This window comes from Phaeobacter gallaeciensis DSM 26640 (assembly GCF_000511385.1).
Classification (GTDB): domain Bacteria; phylum Pseudomonadota; class Alphaproteobacteria; order Rhodobacterales; family Rhodobacteraceae; genus Phaeobacter; species Phaeobacter gallaeciensis.
In genome coordinates, this window is record NC_023137.1 from 64,639 (window position 1) to 76,748 (window position 12,110).

4 protein-coding genes are annotated in these 12,110 nt (G+C 63.8%); 2 read left to right on the forward strand and 2 right to left on the reverse strand.

The features are described 5' to 3' along the window. Positions 1–10 precede the first annotated feature (10 nt). The gene (locus GAL_RS00295; RefSeq protein WP_024095614.1) at positions 11–2,305 is read right to left on the reverse strand and encodes a response regulator; all 2,295 of its coding nucleotides are present in this window, start codon (positions 2,303–2,305) and stop codon (positions 11–13) included. Between the two features lie 149 nt (positions 2,306–2,454). On the opposite strand from GAL_RS00295, the gene GAL_RS00300 reads away from it, so the two are divergent. Together GAL_RS00300 and pbpC are read left to right on the forward strand one after the other, a co-directional pair. Next, positions 2,455–7,923, forward strand: coding sequence for an alpha-2-macroglobulin family protein (locus tag GAL_RS00300; RefSeq protein ID WP_024095615.1), 5,469 nt, complete (start codon positions 2,455–2,457; stop codon positions 7,921–7,923). Further along, complete coding sequence (pbpC, locus tag GAL_RS00305; RefSeq protein ID WP_024095616.1) at positions 7,920–9,998, forward strand: penicillin-binding protein 1C; 2,079 nt, start codon at positions 7,920–7,922, stop codon at positions 9,996–9,998. Before GAL_RS00300 ends, pbpC begins: the two co-directional genes overlap by 4 nt. A gap of 37 nt (positions 9,999–10,035) precedes the next feature. Here the strand turns inward: pbpC and GAL_RS00310 are convergent, their stop codons facing one another. Next, the gene (locus tag GAL_RS00310; RefSeq protein WP_024095617.1) at positions 10,036–12,096 is read right to left on the reverse strand and encodes a hypothetical protein; all 2,061 of its coding nucleotides are present in this window, start codon (positions 12,094–12,096) and stop codon (positions 10,036–10,038) included. Positions 12,097–12,110: the final 14 nt, after the last annotated feature.

Below are 12,110 nucleotides of genomic sequence, written 5' to 3' on the forward strand. Positions count from 1 at the left end.
GGCCATCAGATCAGGCGGCGCCGGTCTGGGTGACCGCCTCGTGCGTCAGCGGCGCGGCTTCCGCCGGGAGATAGGCGTGAATGCGTTCGTGGATCAGCGCCTTGCGCAGGGGTTTGGTCAGGTAGTGATCCAGCCCGGCGGCGAGAATACCATCGGAATCACCGGCCATCGCATGGGCGGTCAGCGCGATGATCGGTACGTAGGTGCCGGAGCCGTGTTCCAGCGCGCGGATTTTTTGGGTTGCTTCCTTGCCATCCATCATCGGCATGGAGATATCCATGAAGATCAGATCGGGTTGGAACGACTGATAAGCCTCCACCGCCTCTATCCCGTTGCTGACAAATTGCAGATCTATGTTCAGATCCTTCACCATCTTGCGGAAGACAAGCTGGTTGGTGCGATTGTCCTCTGCGGCCAGCACCCGCATGAGCCGCTGGGTGGGCCGCGTGCTGACGGCGGTAAGAGGAGGGGGCGCAGTCGGAGCAGGCTGGGGCGGATCGGGATTTGTCGCGACGCTGCTCAGCTCTGGTGGCGTCCCCATGGTTTCAGGAGCGGCGGAGGTACCGGTCGCCGATCCGCCGCTGGGCAGATCAACCAGCCTCTGGAACAGCTCATCCCGCTGGATTGGTTTCAGAAGCACGCTGTCGGTCACCGATTGTACATCTGAATTGCTGGATGCAGTGGGATCGCTGCTAAGCATCAGGATCGGCACCTGCGCAAAAGGTCCGGAGCGCAGTTTCTGTGCCAGTTCGATCCCATTTTGATCTGGCAGTTGTTCGTCGCAGACCACCAGATCAACATCGTCTGGCATGCCGGCAATCGCAGCGGCGCCGTTGTCGAACACGGTGACCTCCAGCCCCAGCATGGCCAATTGTTTGCTGAGCACATCGCGCATCACCGATTGCGAATCGATGACGGCGATCTGGCACAGCCCCTTGGGCAGGGTCGGAATGCTGGTGGAGGCGCCTTCCGCCAGCGGCAGTTCCATGCGGAAGCCGAAGCAGGATCCCTTGCCCTCCTGACTTTCGACCCAGATCTCACCATCCATCAGCTCAATCAGGCGTTTGGAGATCGCGAGACCAAGGCCAGTGCCCTCAAACTGGCGATTACGCTCGTCTTCGACCTGATTGAACTCGCCAAAGATGTCTTGGACTTTCTCCTCCGGGATACCGATGCCGGTATCTTCGATCGTGACATGAATCGAGCAGATCTTATCATCTGCGTTGGAGATGCCGGTGATTTGCAGCGCGACATGCCCCTCAGAGGTGAATTTCACAGCATTGCCAACGAGATTGGTGAGCACCTGGCGAATGCGCCCGGGATCTCCAACAAAGCTGGTTGGCAGGAACAGGTCGTAGTCCAGCAGCAGTGTCAGCCCCTTGTCCCGCGCGGTGGGCTGCAACAGCATCAGCACCTCATGGACGCTGCGTTCCAGATCAAAGGGTTCGGGGTGCAGTTGCAGTTTCTGCGCTTCGATTTTGGAATAGTCGAGCACGTCATTGATGATGACCAGCAGCGCCTCTCCGGAATTCTTGATCGTGTTGGCGTAGAGCTGTTGTTCCTCGCTCAGGTTGGTGTCGCTGAGCAGCTCCGCCATGCCGACAACCCCGTTCATCGGGGTGCGAATCTCGTGGGACATATTGGCAAGGAAAGCGGATTTCGCCCGGTTTGCAGCCTCGGCCCGTTCACGGGCGGCCTGCAACTCTTCCTCATATTGAACGGTGGACGTGATATCGAGCGCGAGGCTGACCATATCGCCACCGTGACCACGTTGATCCAGGAGCCGCAGGTAGCGATCATCCCACATCCGCACGACCACCGGTTCCGGAGAGGGGGACAACCAGCGTTCCGACATCTGCGCGCGCCAATGGTCCGGGTCTTGTTCGCCGGTGTTGACCAGCCCCTCATCGGTGAGGATCTGCAGGATCCGCATGTAGGAGACGCCCGGCGTCACCTCCTCCAGACCGTCGAACAAATCGAGATAAGCGGTATTGGCGCCAATCAATTTGCTGTCCGCATCAAAAAAGGCGAACCCGTCCTGAAAGGCCTGGATCGAATGCCAGAGGCGCTGCTCGGCGCGCTCAACCTTCTCGTTGGCGGTGGAGAGATCCGATTTCACCTTGGCGTTTTCATCGCGGACGGTGGCCACCTCGGCCTGGGTGGCGCCAATCTGGCGGGTCAGGGCCAGCGCATGACGCCCGAGTTTGCGGTTGGCTGCCGAAAGCTCCGCCTGCTTCAGTTCAAGCAGGCGCTCCGCCGCGAGACGCGCGCGTCGTTCTTCCGTCAATTTGTCAGCAAGGTTCATCCCTGCAAACTCCACTAAAAACCAACACGACTGATCTGCCCCAGTCTAGAGGAGCAGAGATTAAATTGAGATTAGCCCATCTGTTACGTTGCGATACCTTGCTATGGCGTTAACCCCGTGCCAGCCTCTGGGCAGGTTTGGAGGGTTCCATGGCGCGTGTTCTTGTTTCATTTATTGTACTTTTGTGCGGATTGATTGTTCAACCATTAGTTGTTTTTGCTGATTCAATTTTTCCTGAAAGCCGATATGTCATCCAGCGAGATACGGATCATTTCGGCGCTGACCTCGGGCCGCTGTTTGAAACCGACATGCGCAGTTGTGCGCGAGCCTGTTCAGCGCAACCTGACTGTGCAGGTTTCGCGTTCAACAGCCGCTCCAACGCCTGTTTTCCAAAATCTGCGATGGATCAACCGTCTCCCTATGAGGGTGCGTTTTCAGCCCTTAAACTGACCAGTAGTCGCGCACAGAGGCAGGTGGCCGATGCGCGCGCCGCCGCTTTGCAGGGGGTGCAGGAGGACGATCTGGCACAGGCGGCAAAACAGGCCCAGAATCTTGGGTTGCGCTTTCCCACCGGGGGTGCCAGCGTTGATGATCTGGTTGCAGCAGCACAGAGCGCGTCGCCTGCGACAGGTCTGCGTTGGATCGCGGAAGCCGTGGTGCTGAGTGACCGGAGCGATCTGTGGCTGGACTATGCCCGGAGGCTTTTGCGGCAGGAGACGCAGGGATCGGCGCAGCGGCGCGCTCGTGAGGAGGCGTTAGCAGCGGCGCTCAACAGTTATCTGCGTGGCCCTTCTGATGCCGCTGAGGCGCAGGCTCTGGCCACTGCGGCCAAGGCATTGGAACAGCTGGGGCGCGGTCGCGCTGCCTTGGGGGTTCTGCGGCTCGCGGCAGAGCGGGACAACAGCCCGAAACTGGCGGCCCGTCTGGATGACGCAATTGCCAAATATGGATTTCGGGTCACTGGAAGCCGGGTAGAAAGCGATAGCGCCTCGCCCCGTATATGTGTCGAATTTTCGGAAGATTTGGCACGTAGCGGAGTCGAATACGATGATTTCATCAAGCTGGCTGATCCGCGCTTGGTGGCTGAGTCTGCGGGGCGGGAGCTTTGCGTGGATGGGGTTGATCACGGCACCCGCTACCGGCTGACGCTGCGTCGCGGGCTGCCTGCGAGCACCGGTGAGACATTGGCCAAGGATGTGACGCTGACCCACTACGTGCGGGATCGAGGCCCGAGTGTTCGCTTCTCCGGCCGGTCATACGTATTGCCCAAGGGCGATCAGGTGGCGGTGCCAGTGGAGACGGTGAATGCCACCACATTGGACCTGCGCCTGCGCCGTGTCAGTGACCGCAATCTGCTGCGGAGTTTGCAGGAGGACTACTTTGCCCGACCGCTGTCGCAATGGCAGGAGGAACAGTTCGCCAGCGATATCGCCGAGGAGATCTGGAGTGGCACCGCCGAGGTCTCGCAGACATTGAACCAAGCGGTGACCACGCGACTGCCGCTGGATCAGGCGCTGGCGGATCAACCGGTGGGGATCTACGCGCTGAGTGCGCAGTTGCCCGGCGCCGATCCTTACGAGAGCCCGGCCGCGACTCAATGGTTTGTGCTGACCGATCTGGGGCTGAGTACGATGCTGGGCAGTGACGGGCTGCATGTACAGGTGCAGGGGCTTTCCGATGCAGCGCCGCGTGCTGGTGTGCGGGTAGAGTTGATCTCCAACGCCAACGCCGTATTGGGAACTTCGGTGAGTGATGCCGAGGGCTATGCGCATTTTGATGCGGGTCTGACACGTGGACAGGGCGCGTCTGCCCCGGCTGTCCTGATGGCGCAGACGGGTGAGGCGGGGGAGGCAGCCGCTGACTTTGCCTTTCTTTCGCTGCGAGATGCCGCCTTTGACCTGTCGGATCGGGGCGTTGAAGGGCGCGTGGCGCCCGGGCCTATTGATGTGTTTTTGACCACGGATCGCGGTGCCTATCGCGCCGGAGAGGTGATCCATGCCACAGTCCTTGCCCGTGATGCGACGGCGCAGGCGATCGCGGGCCTGCCGTTGATCGCGGTTCTGAACCGGCCCGATGGGGTCGAATATGCTCGGCTGATTTCGGATCAGGGGGTGGCTGGGGGGCATGTCTTTGCGCTGCCGGTGGGAGAGACCGCGCCGCGTGGCACCTGGCGGTTGTCGATCCTGTCTGATCCCAAAGCGCCGCCCCTGGCCAGCCGGCAGATTCTGGTTGAGGATTTTCTGCCTGAGCGCATTGATTTTATCCAACGCCTGACGGCAGCGACCGGGCAGGCACTGCGCCCCGGCACCAGCAGCCCCTTGCGGATTGAGGCACGGTATCTGTTTGGTGCGCCGGGTCGGGATCTCAGTATCGACGGCGAGGTTACGCTGCGCCCGGCGGATCAGGTGGCGGGCTGGGACGGCTACCGCTTTGGCCGCTACGACGATGTGGTATCCCCACAAAGCCGCCATTTCGGCGGCGCGCGGACGGATGCCGAGGGGATCGGGACGCTTTCGGTGGCACTGCCCGAGGTTGAAGCGCTGGGGCAGCCGCTTGTCGCGGAGGTGACCACCCGTCTGAGTGATGGCAGCGCACGCCCGGTTGAACGGCAGCTGAGTGTCCCCTTGCAGCCGGACGGGCCGGTGATTGGCATCAAGCCGTTGTTTGAGGATGTTGTCGCAGAGGGCGATGCGGCGCGGTTTTCCATTATCGCGCTGGCTCCGGATGGCAGTCCGCAGGATATGTCGGTGACATGGACGCTGAACCGGGTGGAAACGCGCTACCAGTGGTATCAGCTCTACGGCAACTGGAACTGGGAACCAACGACCCGCCGCAGCCGTGTTGCAACTGGCGAGGCGCAGGTGAATGCCACCACGCCACTGGTGCTGGAACAGCCCGTCGATTGGGGCAGATATGAGTTGGTGGTGGAGCATCAGGGCGTGCCTTATGTCGCGGCGTCCAGTGATTTCTATGCAGGCTGGTACGTCCCGGACGAGGGGGCGGATACGCCGGACCAGCTGGAGGTGTCATTGGATCGTGACAGCTATGAGCCGGGGGATATTGCACGCCTGCGCGTGGTGAGCCGTGCGGCCGGAACCGCGCAGGTGTCGGTGATTTCGAACCGGTTGATCAGCCGCCAGATGGTGGAGGTGCCTGCGGGGGCAACCGTGATCCCGCTGAACGTCACCGCTGATTGGGGGAGTGGCGCCTATGTTTCTGCCATGGTGGTACAGCCACTGGCGGGCAAGGCGGATCAAAGTCCGACCCGGGCGCTGGGGCTGGCGCATGCAACGGTCAATCGCCCCGGACAGGAACTGCAGGTGGCGCTCGACCTGCCCGAGGTCGCCCGACCACGCAGGACCGAGTTGGCGAAGGTCGAGGTGCGCGGCGCCGCCCCCGGCGAAGAGGTCTGGCTGACACTGGCGGCGGTTGATCTGGGGATCCTCAATCTGACCGGATTTCAGAGCCCGGATCCATCGGCACATTACTATGGCCAGCGGCGGCTGGGGATGGAGTTGCGCGATTTATACGGACGGTTGATTGAAACTGGCACCGGCGCGCTCGGCCGGGTGCGTTCGGGCGGGGATGCGGGCGCGGGCATGCGGTTGCAGTCACCACCGCCGACGCAGGATCTGATGGCGGTGTTTTCCGGCCCGGTGAAGCTTGACGCGGAGGGGCACGCTGAGGTGCCGATCGCGCTGCCGCCCTTTAACGGGACGGTACGGGTGATGGCTGTGGCTTGGTCGCAGGGTGCGGTTGGTCAGGCCGCCGAAGACATGCTGGTCCGGGATCCGATTGTGGTCAGTGCGACCGCACCGCGTTTCCTGGCGCCGGGCGATAGCAGCCGGGTGCAGATCGAGGTCACCCATGCGGATGGCCCTGCTGGTCGGCTGGAGCTCGCGGCCCGCGCCCTTGGAACGGGGTTGGAACTCGGGGCGCTGCCTCAATCGCTTGAACTGGCACCGGGCGGCAGCGAGACCGTGATCCTGCCCATTGCGGCGCTGTCCGTTGGCGACCCGGAGATAGAGCTGACGCTGACCACGGCTGAGGGGGAGACCCTGATCCAGACCCTGCGCCTGCCGGTGCGGGCCAATGATCCGCTGGTTGCGACCACCCGCCGTTTTCAGTTGGCGGCGGGGAACAGTTTCCTGTTCTCCTCTGACGTCTTTACCGGATTGCGACCGGAGGGCGCGCGGGCGGTGATGTCTGCGGGGCCACTGGCGCGGTTTGATGTGCCGGGGCTGCTCAACGGGTTGGACCTCTACCCCTATGGCTGCACGGAACAGGTGACCTCGCGCGCATTGCCGCTGTTGTATCTGTCATCGGTGGCGGAGGCAGCGGGGCTGGGTGACAGGCCTGAGGTCACCGCAAAGATTGACAGCGCCATCCGGCAGGTGCTGGCGCGACAGGCCAGCAACGGTGGCTTTGGTCTGTGGCGCGCCGAAAGTGGCGATTTCTGGCTGGATGCCTATGCCAGCGATTTCCTGAGCCGCGCGCGGGCGCAAGGCTATCAGGTCGCCGACACCCGGTTCCGTCAGGCGCTGGACAATCTGCGCAACCGGGTCAACTACGCGCCCGATTTTGACATAGGCGGCGAGGATATCGCCTATGCGCTGTTGGTTCTGGCCCGCGAGGGTGAGGCGGCAATGGGGGATCTGCGCTACTATGCAGATGTGAAGGCGGGCGATTTCGCCACGCCGCTTGCGGTGGCGCAGGTGGGGGCGGCTCTGGCGACCTATGGCGACCAGCGTCGCGCAGATCAGATGTTTGCCCGTGCCGCTGCGATGCTGCAAGGCGCTGATCCCGATCCGACACTATGGCGGGCCGATTATGGTAGTCAGCGTCGCGATCAGGCCGGGGTTCTGGCCCTTGCCAGTGAGGTCGGTTCCGAAGCGGTGGACCGTCGCGCGCTGAGTGCGGGGTTGGTCGGGGATGGTCGGGGGCTCTCCACACAGGAAAGCGCCTGGACGCTGATGGCGGCCCATGCGCTGATCGGTGGGGATGGCGGATCCGGGCTGCTGATCAATGGGCAAGCCGCAGATGGTCCCATGGTTGAGGTGCTGGACGGTGGCCAGGATCAGGACCCGCTGGCGTTGACCGCTGCCTCCGGTAGGGATGTGGACATCACGCTGACCACGCTGGGTGTGCCACTGGTTGCGGCACCTGCGGGCGGAACCGGCTACAGTATTGAACGCAGTTACTATTCAATGGAAGGTGAGGCGCTGGGACCCGAGCAGTTCACCGTTGGTGACCGGTTTGTCACGGTGTTGCGGGTGGTTCCGTTTGAGCCGGTTGGCGCGCGACTGATGATCAATGATCCGCTGCCTGCGGGGCTGGAGATCGACAACCCGAGCCTGCTGCGGTCCGGTGATGTGCGGGATCTCGACTGGCTCACGCTGAGCGAGGCCCGCCATACCGAGTTCCGTGCGGATCGGTTTCTGGCGGCGGTCGACCTGCGGCGTGGGCGCGGTGGAGAGGCGGGCTCGCCTGTGACGCTGGCCTATGTGGCGCGCGCAGTGACGCCGGGTCTGTTCCATCACCCGGCGGCTTCGGTTGAGGATATGTACCGGCCTGCCTATCGCGCCCGCACCGCGACGGGCCGCGTCCAGGTCCGGTGATCCGCCTGTCGGCTCCGGTCTTGCGCCAATGGCGTTGGGCCACGGCGTTTGTTGTTCTATGCGCAGTCGTGCTGATCGGCGGTGTGGCCTTTAGCCATTGGGTCGAGAAGACGCCGATGCCTGCGACGCTGGCGGAGACCGCGACAGAGGTTCGTGACCGCAACGGGCAATTGCTGCGGGCTTATCCGGTGGCGGATGGGATCTGGCGCATGGCTGTAACGGTGGATCAGGTCGATGCGGGCTATCGCGCGATGTTGCTGCGATATGAGGACAAGCGGTTCTATGACCACAGCGGTGTCGATGCGCTGGCGTTGGTGCGCGCGGCGGCACAGGCCCTGTGGCGGGGGCGGGTGGTCTCAGGCGGGTCAACGCTGAGCATGCAGGTGGCACGACTGCTTGAGGATGGCAGTACCGGGCGCTGGGCGGGAAAGCTGCGACAGATCCGATTGGCGTTGGCGTTGGAACGTCGCCTCAGCAAGGCGCAGATTTTAGAGCTGTATCTGATCCACGCGCCGTTTGGTGGTAATCTCGAAGGGGTGCGGGCGGCGAGCTATGCCTGGTTCGGCAAGGAGCCGTCGCGGCTGACCCCGGCAGAGGCTGCGCTGCTGGTGGCGTTGCCGCAGGCACCGGAGGCGCGCCGCCCGGATCGCGCGCCGCAAAAGGCACGGCTGGCCCGCGACCGGGTGTTGCAGCGGATGCGTGATGCCGGGGTGCTGACGGCTGACGTAGCCGAGGCCGCAGCGCGGGCGCCGATGCCGCGGCGCATGCGGGGTTTTCCACAGCTGGCGCCACATCTGGCGGATGATCTGGTGGCAGAGACACCGGAGCAGGCGCGGATTGATCTGACCCTGGAGGCCGGACTGCAACAGCGTCTGGCGCAGCTCTTGGCGCAGAGTGTGGCGCGGCAGGATGCGAGGCTGTCGGCGGCAGTGCTGGTGGCGGATCACCAGAGCGGCGAGATCCTCGCCTCTGTCGGATCGTCCGGGTACCGGGATGATCTGCGGCAGGGGTTTGTGGATATGACACGGGCCTCACGGTCCCCCGGATCGACGCTGAAACCGTTGATCTATGGTCTCGCCTTTGATCAGGGGCTGGCCCATCCCGAAACGCTGATCCACGATGGTCCGATTGATATTGATGGTTATGCGCCACAGAATTTCGACGGTCGCTTTCGGGGGGATCTGCGAATCCGGCGGGCGCTGCAGCTGTCGCTAAATACCCCGGTGATACAGTTGACGCAGGCATTAGGCCCGGCGCGCCTGATGTCAGCGCTGCGGCGGGGCGGCGCACGCCCTCGGTTGCCTGGCGGCAAGCCAGGGCTGGCGGTGGCGCTCGGCGGGGTTGGCGTGTCGCTGCGGGATCTGGTGCAGGTTTACGCTGGGCTGGCGGCTGGTGGGCAGGGTCCCCGGCTAAGGGCGCGTCTGGACGCGCCATACGAGCGGATGCCGCGTCTGATGAGCAAAGTCTCCGCTTGGCAGATCGGCGATATTCTACGCGGTGTGCCGCCTCCCGCCGGGGCGCCTGCGGGGACGGTGGCCTATAAAACCGGCACATCTTACGGGCATCGCGATACCTGGGCGATCGGATGGGATGGCCGCTATGTGGTGGGTGTCTGGCTGGGGCGGGCGGATGGCACGCCGGTGCCGGGAGCCTTTGGTGCGGAACTGGCGGCGCCACTGTTGTTTGAGGCATTTGGGCGGATTGGGCGCGGATTTACCCCCTTTCCAGCTGCACCTGCCTCGACCCTGCGCGTTGCGACGGCGGAGCTGCCGCTGCCATTGCAGCGCTTTGAGAGGGGGGGCGTTGGTGGCCCGCCCGGTGAGCGGCTGAAGCTGGCCTTTCCCCCGGATGGGGCGGCTCTGTTGCTGGGGGAGGGCGGGCAGATGACCCTGCGGATCAAGGGCGGCGAAGCGCCGTTTCTGGTGCTGGCCAATCAGACGCCTGTGGTGACAGGCGCCCGACGTCGCAGCATCGATCTGCCTGGGTTGGACCGCGGGTTTTCAACACTGGTGGTTGTCGATCGTAACGGCCGGTCGGATCAGGTGCGGGTGCGCATTACCCGCCCGGATGAGTAGTTGTCATCAGCGCATTGTTAGACCCCGGAATGTGGGATCAGCGCCGCCCCTCGCGCAGCCAGCCTGCAATGATCGCGGCGCTGGCCATCAGCAGAACCAGCCAGGCGGGCAGAAGCGGCGTTTGCCTGACCGAAATGGTACGGTAGGCGTCGCGCGGTGTCAGGCCGATCCAGCCGCGCCCCGCTGCAACACGTCCGGCACGTATATTGCGGAGGCTGGGTATGCCATCATGTAGCGCCCGCACACCGCCGCGTGTCTGCGCTACGGCGGCGGCCATGACCTCTCCGGTGGCGATGGTCTGTTCAAATTCGCGCGGGGCCGCAGGGCCGAGGCCGATCACGGTGGATTGCTCCCCTTCTTCCAGCCGGTAGAGGCCGGGTTCCGGCCCCTCATAGCGGCCTTCCCACCGGCCGGGTGCGGTCTGGGTCAGGGAGACCGTGGCGGTGCTGCCATCCGGGGGGGTGACGGTGACCTCGCCGACATCCGCATCAAGACTGCGGCGCTGGATGCGCATACGCTGGCCGGTGGCCTCGGCTGAGAGAACATCCTCCTCCAGCTCGGGCTCTTTCATCATCCAATGGGCCAGACGGCGCAGCAGTTCCAGTTGCGGGCCGCCGCCCTCATATCCCCGGCTCCAGAGCCAGGCATGATCGGAGGCCAAGAGCGCCACACGTCCTTCCTCAACGCGGTTCAGCACAAGCAGGGGGCGGGCGTCGACGCCGCTCATCAAAACATGGCCTTCGGGCACGTCGACTTCGATCTGGCGCAGCCAGCGGCCCCAATCAGCGGCGCCGGTCAGATCAGCGGTGACGGGATGGCGCTGGCCGAGATCGGTGATCTCGGGCCGGTAGGCCCGTTCCAAGACACGCGCCGAAGGGCTGGCGGGCAGAATACTGGAAAGCGGCGAGCGGTAGATACTATCGGCGCTGGCAAAATCCGGCCCGGCGGCGACAAGAACAGCGCCACCGCGCTGCACGTAATCGGCCACATTGTCGAGGTAGATTGCGGGCAGGATGCCGCGGCGTTTGTAGCGATCAAAGATGATCAGATCGAAGTCGTTGATCTTTTCCAGAAACAGCTCCCGCGTGGGGAAGGCGATCAGCGACAGCTCATCCACTGGCACGCCATCCTGTTTTTCCGGCGGGCGCAGAATGGTGAAATGCACAAGATCCACGGCGCTGTCGGATTTCAGCAAATTACGCCAGGTGCGCCCGCCGGGATGTGGCTCACCGGAGACCAGCAGCACACGCAGCCGGTCACGGACGCCGTTGATCTGGACCAGCGCAGCATTGTTGCGATCCGTCAGCTCGCCCTCAGTGGTGGGGACGGTGAACTGGATCACGTTGCGCCCGCCATGGGGCAGCGTCAGGGGCAGGTCGAAATCGACACCAACCGGCAGGTTGAAGCGCTGAGGTTCGGCGCCACCGATGGAAATTGCCAGCTCGGCCAGTTCGCCCGTAGGCGGGGCGTCCCCCTGATCCTCAATCCGTAGTGTCAGGGTCACCGGCTCGCCGATAATGGCAAAGCTCGGGGCGTTCTTCACGATCAACCGCCGGTCCCAATCACCGGGGCGGCCGGTCAGTAGGAGATGCAGCGGGGCAGGCAGGGCTGGGGTTTGTGCAATGTCATGGATCTGACCATCGCTGAGGGCAATGATCCCGGCGACCCGTCCACGTGGCACATTGGCCAGCGCCTCTGCCAGTGCGCCCATCAGGAGGGTGCCGCTGTTGTCGCTGCGGCCCTCGCGCGCGGGCACGTTGTCGATCTGGATCCGACGGACCTCGGTATTGGCCCGCTGGGCGAGGGCCGCTTCCAACGCTGTGACGGCGGCGCTGGTCTGCTCGCGGCGGTCGGAAAGGGCTTGGCTGGCGGTTTTGTCCTCCAGCATCAGCACGATATCATTGAGCGGAGCGCGGTCCTCAATCTGATAAACCGGACCGCTCAGAGCGCCGATCAGGACGAGGGCAGCAAGAGCGCGCAGAGGCCACCCGGCTAGGCGTTTCCAGACCGCGAGACTGAGCACTGCCGTGGAGAGGGCCGTTAGCAGCCAGATCATCGGCCAGGGGACCAGCGGATCGAAGAGGATGGTCTGCGTCATACGTCCAGCCTCAT